Below are 14,707 nucleotides of genomic sequence, written 5' to 3' on the forward strand. Positions count from 1 at the left end.
CCGGCGGCCCTGTCGGTGTGGTGGTGCGCTACTCGGCCGGCGCCGGCTCTTCATCGACGAGCGCCTCGACGTCGGACAGCGAGGCCTGCGGGGTGCCGGCCGGGGACTCGTCGCCGAGGCGCAGGCCCGTCTGCGTGTCGAACAGGTGCACGTGGCCCGGGGTCGGGGTGACGTAGATGGTCTCGCCCTTGAACGGGGGCTTGCGGCCGTCGACGCGCACCACGATGTTGTGCTCGGTGCCGTCCAGGGTCGTGTGCCCGTAGACGTAGGCGTCGGCGCCGAGCTCCTCGACGACGTCGACCTCGACCGGCAGGCCCTCGCCGGACACGTCGAGGTCCTCGGGGCGGACGCCCAGGGTGACGGTCTTGCCGTGCGCCGAGGCGAGCGTGGACTGCTCCACCGGGTACACGGTGCCGCCGAACTGCACGCCGCCGGAGACCAGCGGGAGCTCGAGCAGGTTCATGGCGGGGGAGCCGATGAAGCCGGCGACGAAGACGTTCGCGGGGCGGTCGTAGAGGTTGCGCGGGGTGTCGACCTGCTGCAGGAGGCCGTCCTTGAGGACCGCGACGCGGTCGCCCATGGTCATGGCCTCGACCTGGTCGTGGGTGACGTAGACGGTCGTGACGCCGAGGCGGCGGGTCAGCGAGGCGATCTGGGTGCGGGTCTGCACGCGCAGCTTGGCGTCGAGGTTGGACAGCGGCTCGTCCATGAGGAAGACCTGCGGGGAGCGGACGATCGCGCGGCCCATGGCGACGCGCTGGCGCTGGCCGCCGGAGAGGGCCTTGGGCTTGCGGTCCAGGTACTGCTCGAGGTCGAGGAGCTTGGCGGCCTCCTCGACGCGGCGGCGGCGCTCGTCCTTGTCGACGCCGGCGATCTTCAGGGCGAAGCCCATGTTGTCCGCGACGGACATGTGCGGGTAGAGGGCGTAGTTCTGGAAGACCATCGCGATGTCGCGGTCCTTCGGCGGGACGTCCGTGACGTCGCGGTCGCCGATGAGGATGCGGCCGGAGTTGACGTCCTCGAGCCCGGCGAGCATCCGCAGGGAGGTGGACTTGCCGCAGCCGGAGGGGCCGACGAGGACGAGGAACTCTCCGTCCTGGATGTCCAGGTTCAGCGCGTCGACGGCCGGCTTCTGGGTGCCGGGGTAGAGGCGGGTTGCATTGTCAAAAGTGACAGAGGCCATGAATGATCAATCCCTTCACGGGCAGGTACGTGCCCGACGGTCCGTTGTGAATGGTGTCACAATCTTCGCACACGAAGGACCGTTTGGAGAAGGGCCGGGACGTCCCCGGTTCCGTCGAGCCGGAATCGGGCCGCCGTCTCGCCCGATCCGATCTTCACGCCGACGTCGCCGGGCCGCAGGACCTCGAACGCGCGCTCGTCGGTGACGTCGTCCCCCGCGAAGAGGACGGCGTCGGCCCCGGCGAGCTGTCGCAGCCACTCCAGGCCGGCGCCCTTGGTGGCGTGGATGACGGAGGATTCGAGCACGGCCTTGCCGTCGGTCAGCACGACCCCGTCGAGCTCCTCGAGCGCGGTCCGCCCCTCGGCGAGGGCCGCTGCGGCGACCGCGGGTGCGCACGTGCGGACGTGGAGTACGACGCCGGCCGGCTTGGCTTCCAGCGCGGCCCCGGGGTGGCGCGCGGCGACTTCCCCGAGCCGGGCGCGGACCTCGCGGAGCAGCTCGTGCTGACCGTCGGAGAGCTCGAGTCCGCCGCCGTCGGCCCCGTACGAGTCGGGCGCCCAGCGCTGCCCCCCGTGGCTGCCGACGAGCAGGACCGCCGGGCCGGGGGAGGCCGCGTGGCGCAGGCTCGCGAGGTCGCGTCCGGACAGCAGCGCCGCCGTCGTCCCCGGGGCCCCGGCCAGCTCCTCGAGCGCCGCCGCCGCGGCCGGGAGGGCCCGCGCGTCCTCGGGGCGGTCCACGAACGGGGCCATGGTGCCGTCGAAATCCATGGCCACGAGCAGGTGGGTGACGTCGCCGAGGCGCTCGATGGCCTGGGCGAGATCCGCGGGCAGCGTCATCACTCGCCCCCGCCCGCGAGGGAGTCGAGGAACGTGCGTTGCCAGCGGTCGACGTCGTTCGCGACGATCTGTCGGCGCATGATCCGCATGCGGCGGGCCGATTCCGCCTTCGGCATCCGCACGGCCTCCATGATCGCGGCCTTGAGCCGGTCGATGTCGTGCGGATTGACCACGATGGCGTGCTTGAGCTGGTCCGCGGCGCCGGCGAACTCGGAGAGGACCAGGGCACCGCGGTTGTCGGCGTGGGCCGCCACGTACTCCTTGGCCACGAGGTTCATGCCGTCGCGCAGGGCCGTGACGAGCATGACGTCGGCGGCCAGGTACAGGGCGACCATCTCCTCGATCGGGTAGCTGTGGTGGAGGTAGCGGACCGCGGTGTGGCTCATCGTGTCGTACTCGCCGTTGATGCCGCCGACGGTGCGCTCGACCTCCTCGCGCAGGGCGATGTAGTGGTCCACGCGCTCCCGCGAGGGGCTCGCGACTTGGACGAGCGTGGCCTCGCCGACCGCGAGGTCGCCGTCGGCCAACAGCTCGCCATAGGCCTTGATGCGGTGCCGGATGCCCTTGGTGTAGTCGAGGCGGTCGACGCCCAGCAGGATGGTCTCCGGGTTCCCGAGCTCGGCCCGGATCTCCCGTGAACGCGCCTGGACGGCCGGGTCCTCGGCGAGCCGGGCGATCTGCGAGGAGTCGATCGAGATCGGGTGCGCCTCGGCCCGGGCCGTCCGGCGTGGGGTGCCGTCCTCGTCCTGGACGTGGATGGTCTGGGACTTCACGGTGTAGCCGACGTAGCGGCGCACGCAGCGCAGGAAGTTGTTGGCGTCGGACTGGCGCTGGAAGCCGATCAGGTCCGCGCCGAGCAGGCCATCGAGGACCTGGCGCCGCCACGGCAGCTGGGCGAAGATCTCGAGCGGCGGGAAGGGGATGTGGTTGAAGAAGCCGATCTTCAGGTCGGGGCGGTCCGCGCGGAGCATCTGGGGCACGAGCTGCAGCTGGTAGTCCTGGACCCAGACCGTGGCGCCCTCCTCGGCCGTCGCCGCGGTCGCGTCGGCGAAGCGCCGGTTGACCTCGCGGTAGCGGTCCCACCACGTGCGGTGGAACTCCGGAGCGGCGATGACGTCGTGGTAGAGCGGCCACAGGGTCGAGTTGGAGAAGCCCTCGTAGTAGAGCTGGACGTCGTCATGGGAGAGCGGCACGGGGACCAGGTGCATGCCGGCCTCGTCGAAGGGCTCGAGCTCCTCGTCGGGCGCGCCGTGCCAGCCGACCCACGCGCCGTCGGCGCTCGCCATGACCGGGGCCAGGGCCGTCACGAGCCCGCCGGGGGACCGCTTCCACTCGCCGCCGTCCCCGCCGGGGGCGACCCGGTCGACCGGGAGCCGGTTGGCGACCACGACGAAGTCGTAGCCGCCGGTTGCGGGGCTCGTGGATGGGGCGGATTCCTTGCGTGGCACCGGTGCCTCCTGGAGTGAACGGACCTACCTCTGTGATCCCGAGCCTATTACGTATCCACCGGCCACGCCCGGCGCCGCGGTCCGGACGCTGGACTAAGCTGGCACGAGGACAACCGCGGAACGCGACACAGTAAGGACCACCACCCATGGCAGCGAATGGACCCCGGCCGACCAAGGCGCAGCGGACGGCCGATGCGCGCGAGCAGGCCCGCAGGATGGCCGAGCAGCGGGCCGCCTCCGAGAAGCGCAAGTCCCTCCTGGTCAAGCTCGGCGTCGTCGCGGCCGTCGTCGTCATCATCGCGATCGTCGCCGCGATCGTGATCCAGAACCGCGTCAACGAGGTCGCCGACTCCGGCCCGATCCCGGCCGGCGGCAACGAGCACGGCGGCATCACGTTGGTCTCCGACACGGCCGTCGCGGACACCGCCGGGGGCACCGCGGACACCACGGCGCTGCCCCCGCTGCCGGACGAGCAGGGCGCGCCGGATCCGTCCGGGCTCGATGCCGACGCGGATCCGACGCAGATCGTGCTCTACGTGGACGTCAATTGCGTCCACTGCGCCGACTTCGAGGGCGCCTTCGGCGAGCAGCTGAAGACCTGGGCGGCCTCCGGCGAGGCGACCGTCGAGTACCGCAACGTCGCCTTCCTGGACCGCAGCTCGCCCACGAACTACTCCTCGCGCGGCGCGAACGCCCTGGCCTGCGTCGCCCAGGAGGCGCCGGCGTCGTACTTCTCCTTCGCCCAGGCCGTGTTCGCCCACCACAGCGAGGGGGAGATGAGCAACAACGAGCTCACCCAGCTCGCGCGGGACAACGGGGCCGAGATCGAGTCCTGCGTCAAGGACGGCACCTTCCGCCCGTTCGTCGCCCAGACCACGCACCTGGCGCAGGTCGAGCAGATCCCCGGCACCCCGAGCGTGTGGGTCGCCGGCCAGGTCTGGGACCCCAACGCCGAGCCCGACTTCCAGGCCTGGGCGCAGGGCCTGATCGACGGCTAGCCGCCGCCGCACCCGCGGGGCCGCCCACCGGAGCACCGGTGGGCGGCCCCGCCGTTTCCGCGGCGGCCGCGGCGTCGGATACCCTTGGTGACGCCGGACCGCGAGGCCCGGCATGCCTCCTTAGCTCAGTTGGCCAGAGCACCTGTCTTGTAAACAGGGGGTCACCGGTTCGAATCCGGTAGGGGGCTCCACTCCGGTTCCGCGGGAGCGGCGGCCTTCCTTCCCGCCGTCGGGACCTTGCCGCGCGAAACCGCGGCTTCTGGACGATTCGCCGTCCACTGGACGCGGTTTCGTCCAGGCGCCGCAGTCCGGTGGGAGTGGGTCCCCGAGGAGGCGCCCGGCCGCCCCGGCCACCTACCCCGCGGCGAGGGCGTCGATCGCGAGCCGCGCGTAGAGCGCCGCGCCGTCGGCGAGCACGGCATCGTCGAACACCGCGTAGGGGGAGTGGTTGAACGCCGCCGCCTCGTGGTCCGCCCCGGCGGGGACGGCGGAGAGGAACAGGAACGCCCCGGGCACCTCGGCCAGCACGCGGGAGAAGTCCTCGCTCCCGGCCAGCGGATGCGGCATCTCGACGTAGCGCTCCGGCCCGAGCAGCTCCGCGGCGCTCGACCGCGCGGCCTCCAGCCGTCCGGCGTCGTTCACGGTCACCGGGTATTCCTCCCGGTACTCCACCTCCACGTCCTGCCCGTGGGCCGCGGCGATCCCCTCGAGCAGGCGCGGCACGGCGGACTGCAGCTGCTCCCGCGCCTCGCGCGAGAACGTCCGCACGGTCGCCTCGAACCGCGCCGAGTCCGGGATGATGTTGCGCTGCGTGCCCGCCTGGAAGACGCCGACGGTGACCACCACGGGATCGAAGACGTTGAACTGGCGCGTGATCAGGGTCTGCAGCGCGGTGACCATCTCGGCGGCGCACGCCACGGGGTCCTTGGCCCGCTGCGGCGTGGACCCGTGGCCGCCGGCGCCGCGCACCGTGACGAACAGGCCGTCGGAGGCGCTCATGAGCGTCCCGGGCCGGGACAGCAGCGTCCCGCCCGGGGCGAGCGCGCTGGCCACGTGCAGGCCGAACGCCGCGCGGGGGCGCGGTCCGGCGGCCCCGAGGACGCCCTCGGCGATCATCTTCCCGGCGCCGTCGTGCCCTTCCTCGCCGGGCTGGAACATCAGCACGACGTCCCCCGCCAGGGATTCCCGCCGAGCGGCGAGGAGGCTCGCGGCCCCGGCGAGCATCGCGGTGTGCAGGTCGTGCCCGCAGGCGTGCATCCGCCCCTCGATCCGGGACGCGTAGGGCACGCCCGTGCGTTCCTGGACCGGCAGGGCGTCCATGTCGCCGCGCAGCAGGACGACGCCGGGGCCGGCCCCCGCCCCGCCCGTCGCCTCCGCTGCCGTCCCCGGCTCCGCACCGGCGTCGTCCGCGGCACCCTGAGGCACGGCGTCCGCCGACGCCTCCGCCGCCCCGGACATCCGCCCGGTCCCGCGCAGCACGGCCGTCACGGAACTGAGCCCGCGCCCGGTGGAGACCTCGAAGCCGAGCCCGTCGAGCCACGCGAGCACCTTCTCCTGCGTCCGCGGCAGTTCGAGGCCGAGCTCGGGCTCGCGGTGCAGGCGGTGCCGCAGATCTGTGATGCCGGGGCCCAGGGCGCGGGCGTCGTCGAGGAGGGACGTGGTCAGGTCTGCCGAGCTGCTCATGCCCCCAGACTAGGGGCCACGTCGCCGCCGCAGAAGGGGCAGGGTGGTCGGGCGGCGTCACGGAATTGCCGGAGCGCGCGGGCGCGGGTAGACCTGAGACATGACAGACGTCCTACCTCCCGCCGCGCCCGTCTTCGCCCAGCAGGTCCTGGCCTCCCGCGGCGTCGGCGGCCACCGGCAGTACCGGATCCCCGCGCTCGCCGTCAGCAACGCCGGCACGGTCCTGGCGGCGTACGACGGGCGCCCGAACCTCGACGACCTGCCCAACACCATCGACCTGCTCTTGCGGCGCAGCACCGACCACGGACGCACGTGGGGCGCGCAGCAGACCCTGCGGACCGGGACCGGGCTGCAGGGCTTCGGCGACCCGAGCCTGCTCGTTGACCGGCGGACCGGGCGGATCTTCTGCTTCCACGCGGCCGGCACGCACGCCGGCTTCTTCGAGGCCGTCGAGGGGCTCGAGCCGGAGGACGCCGTGCAGCACGTGGACCTGTCCGTCTCCGACGACGACGGGCTCACGTGGACCCACCGGCGCCTCACCGCGCAGCTCAAGCGGCCCGGGATCACGGGGATCTTCGCGGCCGCCGGGGCGGGCATCCAGCTCGACGCCGGGCCGCACGCCGGCCGCCTCCTGCAGCAGATGGTCGTCCTGCTCGACGGCGTCATCCGGGCGGCGAGCGCGTTCTCGGACGACGGCGGCGAGACGTGGGAGCTCGGCGAGCCGGTCCCGGGCGAGGCGAACGAGAACAAGGCGGTCTGCCTCTCCGACGGCACGGTCCTGCTCCATTCCCGCGCGCCCGGGCGGCGGCTCGGGGCGGTCTCGACCGACGGCGGGCGGAGCTACTCGCCGCCCGCGGCGATCGGGACCCTGCCGGATCCCGGGGACAACGGCTCCGTGCTGCGCCTGCGTGCCGGCGGCCCCGGCCGGGACGTCCTGCTCGCCACCAACAACCGGGATGAGGCCCTGCGGCGCAACACCGTCCTGAGCGCCTCGGACGACGCCGGTGCCTCCTGGGCGCCGGTCGCCACCGTGTGCGCGGGCTCGTCCGCGTACTCGACGGCGGCCGTCCTCGCCGACGGATCGCTCGGCGTGCTGTACGAGCGGTACGGCTACAGCGAGATCGTCTTCGCCCGGCTGCCGTCCGCGGCGCTGGAGCCCGCCGCGCTCGCGGCGGCCGCGCGGGACTACGTGGACGACGACGGCGGCGAGTTCACGCTGGTCCTGCGCTCGATCACCCCGGGGCGTCCGGCACGGTGGACCGATGTCGGGGAGTCCCACGTCCTGGGCGGTGGCCCGGGGGAGTGGGGCGTGCACACGTGGAAGGAGATCGGCCAGGGCTACGGGGAGCAACCGCAGGTCCTGGGCACGCGCGAGGCGCAGGACGCCAACTACGGCCCGCCCGCCCCGGGGCTGAGGGCGGGGGACATCCTGGCCTTCACCGCGCGGTTCCGGAACCGGCGCGCCCATGCCGTGGACGCCGTCTTCACGGGGGACTTCGACGGGCGCGGCGCGGACGGACGCGTGGCCGGCTTCGAGGACCGGGGGTGCCCGCCGGACGGGGAGCTGCTCTACTTCACGCCCCTGCACACGGTGACGGAGTCCGAGGCGGCGTCGGGGGAGGTCGTGGTGCGGGCCGGAGTCGTCGCCGGCGGACGCAGCTGGGTGCGCACGGTCCGGATCGACGCGTCCACGGGCGCGGTCGCCGAGGAGGGGTCGGCGTAGGGGGCGCTGATTTGGCGGCTCCGCGCCGCCTCCGGTAACCTTGCGTGGTACGCCTGCGCGGCGCACGTGCGGTTCCTTAGCTCAGTTGGTTAGAGCGCTCGCTTCACACGCGAGAGGTCGCTGGTTCGAGTCCAGTAGGAACCACCCCACGAAAAGGCCCCCGGAATCCGGGGGCCTTTTCCACACCCCTCCCCAGCGCACTTTTAGGTTCAACAACCCAGAAAAGGCCTGGTCAGGCTCATTTCCGGCGCGCAAACACGCGCAGGACGCCCCAAAGGTGCGCTGGGAGTGGGCGGCCGGGGACCTACTCGGCCGTGGCGCGCTCGGCCAGGAGCTCGTCCACGAGGGGCTTGACCCGGGTCCCGAGCAGCTCGATGCTGCCCATGATGGCCGAGTGGGGAAGCGTCCCGGCGCTGAGCTTCAGGTCCAGCCGCTGCACTCCCAGGCCCGAGGCGATGTCGGCGATCTTCCGCGCCACGGTCTCCGGGCCCCCGACCACGAGGTTGCCCTCGGGCGAGGCCGCGGCCTCGAAGCGGCGGCGCGAGTACGCGGGCCAGCCGCGCTCGCGGCCGAGCTTGTCCATCTGCGCGCGGTAGTGGGGCCACAGCGCCTCCTTGGCCTCCTCGTCGCTCGCCGCCACGAAGCCGTGCAGGTGCGCGCCCACGGGCTGCTCCGCGTGGCCGAACTCCTCGAGGGTGCGCCCATAGAGCTTGACGAAGGGCTTGAACGCGAGCGGGTCGCCGCCGATGATCGCGAGCATCAGCGGCAGCGAGTGCCGGGCGGCGCGGACCACGGATTCGGGGCTGCCGCCGACGCCGACCCACGCGCGCATGCCGTGCTCGGTCCGCGGGTAGACCTCCTGCGCGTGCAGGGCCGAACGCGTCGAGCCGCTCCACGTCGTCGGGCCGGGCCGGAGCAGCTTGGCCATGAGGGCGAGCTTCTCCTCGAAGAGCACTTCGTAGTCGGAGAGCTCGTAACCGAAGAGCGGGAACGACTCGATGAAGGAACCGCGGCCGAGGATGAGCTCCGCCCGGCCGCCGGAGATCCCGTTGACGGTCGCGAAGCGCTGGAAGACGCGCACGGGGTCGTCGGAGCTGAGCACGGTGACGGCCGAGCCGAGCTTGATCGCCGAGGTCCGCGAGGCGATCGCGCCCAGGACCACCTCGGGGGCGGACACGGCGTAGTCCGGACGGTGGTGTTCGCCGACGCCGAAGAAGTCGAGCCCCGCCTGGTCGGCGAGGACGCCTTGTTCGACGACGTCTCGCAGCACCTGCGCGTCGCTCTCCGGCGTGCCGTCGGCTCCGGCCGTGATGTCCCCGAACGTCTCGACCCCGAGCTCCAGTGTTCCGCCCATGCCGCTTCCCTGCCTTCCATGCTCCGGCCAGCGCCGGTTTGTATGCGTTTGCATGGATAACTGCGGGTTACGCGGAACTATTCCCGAACAGGACGACGCCGGGGCCCCGCCCCGCTCAGCCGGCGCGGCCCAGCGGCTTCGCGGGCCACCACAGCCGGTCGCCGAGCTCGTAGCCGAGAGCGGGGACCAGGAGGCTGCGGACGACGATCGTGTCCAGCAGCACGCCGAACGCCACGATGAACCCGAGCTGGACCAGGAACAGCACCGGCAGCACGCCGAGCGCCGCGAACGTCGCGGCGAGGACGAGCCCCGCGGACGTGATGACCCCGCCGGTGGCGCGCAGCCCGCGCAGGATCCCGGGCCGCGTCCCGTGGGTCCGCGCCTCCTCGCGGACGCGGTGCATCAGGAAGATGTTGTAGTCCACGCCGAGGGCCACGAGGAACACGAACGCGTAGAGCGGCACGGAGGCGTCGGCCCCCGGGAAGCCGAGGATTCCGTTGAAGACGAGGGCGGAGACGCCGATCGCCGTGCCGAAGGACAACACCGTGCTGGCCACGAGCAGCAGCGGGGCGACGATCGAGCGCAGGAGCACCACGAGGATCAGCGCGATCACGCCGAGCACGAGCGGCATGATGGTCCACCGGTCCTGCACGGCGGCGTCGCGCGTGTCCAGGGCGACGGCGGTCTCGCCGCCGACGAGCACCTCGCCGCCGTAGGCCGGGGCGTCGAACGCGTCGCGCAGCCGCTCGACGGTCGCCTCGGCGGCGGGGGACTGGGGCGCGTCGAGCAGGGTGGCCGTGAACAGGAGCCGGCCGTCGGCCTCGAGCGGGCCGGAGACCAGTGCGACGCCGGGGTCGGACTCGAGTGCGGAGCCCACCCCCGTGCCGAGGTCCTCGGGCGCGACGACGAGCGTCGGGCTGCCGGTGCCGGCCGGGAAGTGTCCGGCGAGGACCTGTTGGCCCGCCGCAGAATCCGTCGCGCCGATGACGAAGTCCGTCTGGGCGATCCCGTCGGCCTTGAACTGCGGGACGGCGAGGCAGCCCGCGAACAGCACGAGGGCGGTCGCGATCCACACGGTGCGCGGCCGGCGCGCCACGAGCCGCGCGACGCCGGCCCACAGCCCGCGCCCGGCCGCCGTCCGGCGGGCGCCGCCTGCCGCGGGCGCAGTGCCGGTTCCGGCCGCGGTGCCGGTTCCGGCCGGGGTGCCGGTCCCGGGGGTCCCCCGGCGCGCGGTGCCGTCGAGGGCGGAAGGCGCGGCCCCGGCGTCGTCCCGGGTCGCGGCCGCGGCGTCCGGGCGCGGGACGAGCGGCCAGTAGGCGGTGCGCCCTGCCCACAGCAGCAGGGCCGGCAGCAGGGTCAGCGCGGCGAGCATCGCGAACCCGATCCCGAGCGCCGCGACGGGGCCCATGGCGCGGTGCGAGTTCAGCTGGGAGAGCATGAGGCACAGCAACCCCGCGATGACGGTCCCGCCGGAGGCGGCGACGGGGCCGACCACGGCCCGCCAGGCGGCCTTCGTGGCCTCCCAGCCACGCGCGTGGCGGGCGAGCTCGGAACGGTAGCGCGCCACGTAGAGCAGGGCGTAGTCAGTGGCCGCGCCGACCACGAGGATCATCAGGATGCCCTGCGTCTGCCCGCTCAGGGTCAGGACGTCGGCCCGGGCGAGAGCGACAGCGACCGCCATCGCCGCCGTGAGCGCCGCGACCGATGTCCCCAGCACCATGAGGGGCAGGAGCGGCGAGCGGTAGACGGCCACGAGGATCAGCAGCACCACGCCGAGGGCCGTGAGCAGCAGGAGCCCGTCGAGCCCCGCGAACGCGCCGCCGATGTCGGCGCTCAGGCCCGCGGGCCCGGCCACGTACACCTGGACGCCGTCCACGGGGTGGTCGGCGAGGAACGCGCGCAGCGCCTCCACCGTCTCCCGCGGCTTGAGCTCCGTGCCGTCCGCGGCGGCCGTCTCGAGCGGCACCGACGACACGGCGGCGAGCCCGTCCTCGCTGGGCCGGGCGGGGGACACGGCGCCCTCCAGGACGACATCGAGCCCCTGCACGCCCGCCAGGACGTCCGCGATGCCGGCGCGCTGGTCCGTCCCGAGCCCGTCCGGGGCGTGGAAGACGAGCGTGGCGGGCAGCGCGTCGACGTCCCGGAAGGAGTCCTGCAGCCCGTGGACGAGGGTCGCCTCGGCGCTCGCCGGGAGGTGCTCGGCAGGGTCGTTGACCGAGACCGCGGAGGCCTGGCCGAAGGCGCGGCCGCCGAGCGCCAGGACGACGAGCCAGGCCACGATCAGCACGGCGGGGACGAGGACGCGCAGCCAGCGCGCCGGGCCGTGGGCCGCGTGCGGCCGGGGCGAGCCGGTCCCGCGGGGCGGGGCGGTGGATTCGAGGGTGGTCATGGGGCCCTTTCCGGTGGTTGTCGAAGCGTCGTTTTCGACGCTATGAGGGGGCCGCCGGGCGCGGATCAACCGAACGGTTGAGGGCTCGTGTGAGGTGGCTATCACCGGGCCGGGGCGGCCGGGTTTCCGGCGGTACAGTGGAGTGAGCCAGCGCCCGCAACGGACCGGAGGAGGAGCGCTCGTGTCCCACCCGGACGCACCCCGTCAGACGCACGGCGACGGCGCCGCGGCGGATCCGGATCCGCACGCCGTCTCGATGCCGCGGATCACCACGGCGGAGATGAAGCGGCCCCTGCCGCGCCCCGCGGGCGGCGCCGTCCTGGCGGGCGGCAGCGCCGAGCTGCCCGGCTCGCCCGACGACCGGTCCAAGACGGAGCCCGATTGGGACGGCGCCGAGGCAGCGGCTTCCCCGGGGCCGGATTCCGGGAACGCGGAGTACGACGCCGCAGCCGCCTCCGCGGAGGCCGCCGCCCTCGCCGCGGCCCAGTGGGGGACGGGCGCCGTGGACCTCTCGGCGGCCCCGCCGAGCGACCCGAACCTTCCCGACGCCGCGCGCCGCGCCGCCGCGCAGACGGCCGAACCGGTCTCGACCGCCCTGCCGATCGTCGACGCGCCGGCCGCCGGGCGCGCGGGCCGCGCCGGCCGTCCCCCCAAGGCGCGCCCCAAGACCGGCCGTCTCCGGCAGGTCCCGCGCCGGCCCGGCACCGGCACCGCCCCCACCGTTCCGGTCGACGCGGCCCCGAGGACGGGGCCGCGGCCCACCCCCGGGGCGCGGCGCATGCTGGCCCGGCTCATGGAGACCGAGGCCCCGCCGACGCAGGCGTTCTCGATCGTGGACCGGCTCGTCGGCAGCCCCTACGCCAACCCCACGATCCAGGTCGGCGCTCAGGACGCGAGCGCCCGCAAGACGCTCGAGTTCGCGCTCGACCTCGCCGAGGCCATGTTCCGCTACGGCGCCGGCGCCCTCGAGGCGGAGACGAGCATCATCGCCGTCACCGCCTCGCTCGGGCTGCGCAACGTCGACGTGGACATCACCAACCAGTCGATCCACCTCAACTACGCCCCCGCGGACCAGGTGCCCATCAGCATCCTGCGCGTCGTCCGTTCCTGGACGAGCAACTACGCGGGGCTCGCGCTCCTGCACCAGCTCGTCTCCGACATCGTCGCGGGCGGCGTGACGCGGCAGCAGGCCGTGGACCGGCTGCAGGACATCACGCGGCGCCCCAAGCCCTTCCCGCGCTGGATGGTCACGGCCGCCGGCGGGGGCTTCTCGGCGATGTTCGTGATGTTCATCGGCGGCTCCTGGGTCGGCGCGCTCGTGGCGTTCGCGTCGTTCGGCCTCGTGGCGCAGGCGATGAAGACGACGGCGAAGTGGCGCGTGCCGGAGTTCTTCTCCATCGCGTTCGGCTCGCTCGTGATCACCGCGATCGCCATGGTGCTGTGGGCGTTCAAGGTCCCCATCTCCCCGGCGATCGTCGTGGCCGGCGGGATCATGCTGCTGCTGCCGTCGTCGCGGTTCGTCTCCTCCGTGCAGGACGCCATCAACGGCTTCCCCGTCACGGCGGCAGGCCGTTTCTTCTCCGCCCTGCTGATCTACGCCGCCATCATCTCCGGCATCATGACCGCCCTGGTCCTGGGCTCGATGGCCGGCGTCGAGGACCTCGACGTGACGCAGATCGACCGGGTCGCCTATCCGTGGTGGCTCCTGGTGCTCTTCGTCGGGGCGGCGGTGCTCTGCGGGGCGGTGTTCGAGCAGACCGCGCGGAACCTGCTGCTGCCGACCGCGGGCGTGGCGCTGCTCGGCTACCTCGCGATGATCGGCGTGCAGGCGCTCGGCGTCGGCGACCGGCTCACGCCCGCCATCGCCGCCGCCGTGGTCGGCGCGGCCGGGCGCTGGGTGGCCCTGCGCATGGGCGCCCCGCAACTCGTGGTCGCCGTCCCGGCGGTCGTGTTCCTGCTCCCCGGCCTGATGATCTTCCGGGCCATGTACGGGATCACGATCGACGCGGCCGACATGTCCGCGGGCCTGATCGGCATGTTCAACGCCTTCACGATCATCCTCGCGATCGCCGGCGGCGTCGTCCTCGGCGACACGGTGGCCCGCCCGCTGACCAAGGGCTGGAACTCGCACGAGCGCCGGCGCATCCGCCGCCGCTGAGCTGCTGGATCGACCGCGGGCCGGGCCCGGCACGGAGCGCCGCCTCGGGAGGCGCCGCCGGCGCGGTCCGCGGACGGACTACGCGGGCAGGCGCCAGTCCACGGGATCCGCGCCCTGCTCTGCGAGCAGGGCGTTGGCCCGCGTGAACGGCTTCGAGCCGAAGAATCCCCGCCGCGCGGACAGCGGCGAGGGATGCGCGGAGGCGAGCACCGGCGTCGTACCGAGCAGGGGAGCGAGCTCCTGGGCCTGCCGGCCCCACAAGACGGCCACGAGCGGACCACCCCGCGCCGCGAGGGCGGCGACGGCCGCGTCGGTGATCCGCTCCCAGCCCAGCCCCCGGTGGGACCCCGCCTCGCCCGCGGCGACCGTGAGCACGCGGTTCAGGAGCAGCACGCCCTGGTCCGCCCACGCGGACAGGTCCCCGTGCGCCGGGGCCGGGACCCCGGCGTCGTCTTCCAGCTCCCGGTAGATGTTCGCGAGGCTGCGCGGCAGCGGGCGGACGTGGCGGTCGCACGCGAAGGACAGGCCGATCGCGTGGCCCGGCGTCGGGTACGGGTCCTGGCCCACGATGAGGACGCGGACGCCGGCGAGGGGGCGGGAGAAGGCCCGCAGGACGAGCCCCCCGGGCGGGAGGACCTGCTCGCCGGCAGCCCGGCGCCCGTCGAGGAGCCCGCGGACCGTCCGCAGTTCGTCCGCGACGGGCGCGAGCGCGGCCTCCCAGTCCGCGGCCAGGCCGAACGCCTCGTCCGCCGCGGAGGAGCCGGGCGGGCCGGGCGGCAGCCACTCCGGGAGGGGCAGGGGAGGGTCCTGGGGGGTGTGGGTCATGGCTCCCATTCTGTGGGCCCGGGCCGCCCGCGCGGCAAATGACATCGATGTGATTCGCCATTACCATGGAGGGCAGTGCCCCGTCGGGGCGCCCGGACCGGACGCAGGGA

At 73.7% G+C, this 14,707-nt stretch carries 10 protein-coding genes and 2 tRNA genes; 5 read left to right on the forward strand and 7 right to left on the reverse strand.

Annotation, left to right across the window (positions count from 1 at the left end):
• Nucleotides 1-28: 28 nt before the first annotated feature.
• From AC0QR5_RS16025 to AC0QR5_RS16035, 3 genes are read right to left on the reverse strand one after another with little or no spacing between them, the layout of a single operon-like run.
• Nucleotides 29-1,183 (reverse strand): ABC transporter ATP-binding protein, encoded by a 1,155-nt coding sequence (locus AC0QR5_RS16025; RefSeq protein ID WP_329863474.1) that lies wholly within the window; start codon nucleotides 1,181-1,183, stop codon nucleotides 29-31.
• Between the two features lie 56 nt (nucleotides 1,184-1,239).
• The gene (gene otsB, locus AC0QR5_RS16030) at nucleotides 1,240-2,019 is read right to left on the reverse strand and encodes a trehalose-phosphatase (protein WP_329863476.1); all 780 of its coding nucleotides are present in this window, start codon (nucleotides 2,017-2,019) and stop codon (nucleotides 1,240-1,242) included.
• The gene (locus AC0QR5_RS16035; RefSeq protein WP_329863478.1) at nucleotides 2,019-3,467 is read right to left on the reverse strand and encodes an alpha,alpha-trehalose-phosphate synthase (UDP-forming); all 1,449 of its coding nucleotides are present in this window, start codon (nucleotides 3,465-3,467) and stop codon (nucleotides 2,019-2,021) included. The genes otsB and AC0QR5_RS16035 overlap by 1 nt, the downstream gene beginning before the upstream one ends.
• 146 nt (nucleotides 3,468-3,613) lie before the next feature.
• Between AC0QR5_RS16035 and AC0QR5_RS16040 the strand changes: the two genes are divergently transcribed.
• Nucleotides 3,614-4,465, forward strand: a complete 852-nt coding sequence (locus AC0QR5_RS16040; RefSeq protein WP_329863480.1) for a DsbA family protein — start codon at nucleotides 3,614-3,616, stop codon at nucleotides 4,463-4,465.
• A gap of 114 nt (nucleotides 4,466-4,579) precedes the next feature.
• Nucleotides 4,580-4,656: transfer RNA gene (locus tag AC0QR5_RS16045), tRNA-Thr, on the forward strand.
• 163 nt (nucleotides 4,657-4,819) lie between these two features.
• Here the strand turns inward: AC0QR5_RS16045 and AC0QR5_RS16050 are convergent.
• Entirely contained in the window at nucleotides 4,820-6,148 is a 1,329-nt protein-coding gene (locus AC0QR5_RS16050; RefSeq protein ID WP_329863484.1) for a M20 metallopeptidase family protein, read from the reverse strand.
• Between the two features lie 100 nt (nucleotides 6,149-6,248).
• Between AC0QR5_RS16050 and AC0QR5_RS16055 the strand changes: the two genes are divergently transcribed.
• A complete protein-coding gene (locus AC0QR5_RS16055) occupies nucleotides 6,249-7,871 on the forward strand; it encodes a sialidase family protein (protein ID WP_329863486.1) in 1,623 nt (540 codons plus the stop codon).
• A 70-nt stretch (nucleotides 7,872-7,941) separates the two neighbouring features.
• Nucleotides 7,942-8,015: transfer RNA gene (locus tag AC0QR5_RS16060), tRNA-Val, on the forward strand.
• Nucleotides 8,016-8,175: 160 nt separating this feature from the next.
• On the opposite strand, the gene AC0QR5_RS16065 is transcribed toward AC0QR5_RS16060, so the two are convergent.
• Together AC0QR5_RS16065 and AC0QR5_RS16070 are read right to left on the reverse strand one after the other, a co-directional pair.
• Nucleotides 8,176-9,225 carry an LLM class flavin-dependent oxidoreductase gene (locus AC0QR5_RS16065; RefSeq protein WP_329863488.1) on the reverse strand — a complete coding sequence of 350 codons (1,050 nt, stop codon included), beginning with the start codon at nucleotides 9,223-9,225 and terminating at the stop codon, nucleotides 8,176-8,178.
• A 115-nt stretch (nucleotides 9,226-9,340) separates the two neighbouring features.
• Nucleotides 9,341-11,614, reverse strand: coding sequence for an MMPL family transporter (locus AC0QR5_RS16070; RefSeq protein WP_329863490.1), 2,274 nt, complete (start codon nucleotides 11,612-11,614; stop codon nucleotides 9,341-9,343).
• A gap of 181 nt (nucleotides 11,615-11,795) precedes the next feature.
• Here AC0QR5_RS16070 and AC0QR5_RS16075 point away from each other — a divergent pair, with 181 nt between their 5' ends.
• Nucleotides 11,796-13,772, forward strand: coding sequence for a threonine/serine exporter family protein (locus AC0QR5_RS16075; RefSeq protein ID WP_329863491.1), 1,977 nt, complete (start codon nucleotides 11,796-11,798; stop codon nucleotides 13,770-13,772).
• A 78-nt stretch (nucleotides 13,773-13,850) separates the two neighbouring features.
• Here AC0QR5_RS16075 and AC0QR5_RS16080 read toward each other — a convergent pair whose 3' ends face one another.
• Complete coding sequence (locus AC0QR5_RS16080; RefSeq protein WP_329863493.1) at nucleotides 13,851-14,597, reverse strand: uracil-DNA glycosylase; 747 nt, start codon at nucleotides 14,595-14,597, stop codon at nucleotides 13,851-13,853.
• Nucleotides 14,598-14,707 lie beyond the last annotated feature (110 nt).

This window comes from Arthrobacter sp. J156 (assembly GCF_056172865.1).

Coding starts and splice junctions, on each gene's coding strand:
- AC0QR5_RS16025 (WP_329863474.1), bottom strand. CDS start 1,183: ATGGCCTCTGTCACTTTTGACAATGCAACCCGCCTCTACCCCGGCACC.
- otsB (WP_329863476.1), bottom strand. CDS start 2,019: ATGACGCTGCCCGCGGATCTCGCCCAGGCCATCGAGCGCCTCGGCGAC.
- AC0QR5_RS16040 (WP_329863480.1), top strand. CDS start 3,614: ATGGCAGCGAATGGACCCCGGCCGACCAAGGCGCAGCGGACGGCCGAT.
- AC0QR5_RS16050 (WP_329863484.1), bottom strand. CDS start 6,148: ATGAGCAGCTCGGCAGACCTGACCACGTCCCTCCTCGACGACGCCCGC.
- AC0QR5_RS16055 (WP_329863486.1), top strand. CDS start 6,249: ATGACAGACGTCCTACCTCCCGCCGCGCCCGTCTTCGCCCAGCAGGTC.
- AC0QR5_RS16065 (WP_329863488.1), bottom strand. CDS start 9,225: ATGGGCGGAACACTGGAGCTCGGGGTCGAGACGTTCGGGGACATCACG.
- AC0QR5_RS16070 (WP_329863490.1), bottom strand. CDS start 11,614: ATGACCACCCTCGAATCCACCGCCCCGCCCCGCGGGACCGGCTCGCCC.
- AC0QR5_RS16080 (WP_329863493.1), bottom strand. CDS start 14,597: ATGACCCACACCCCCCAGGACCCTCCCCTGCCCCTCCCGGAGTGGCTG.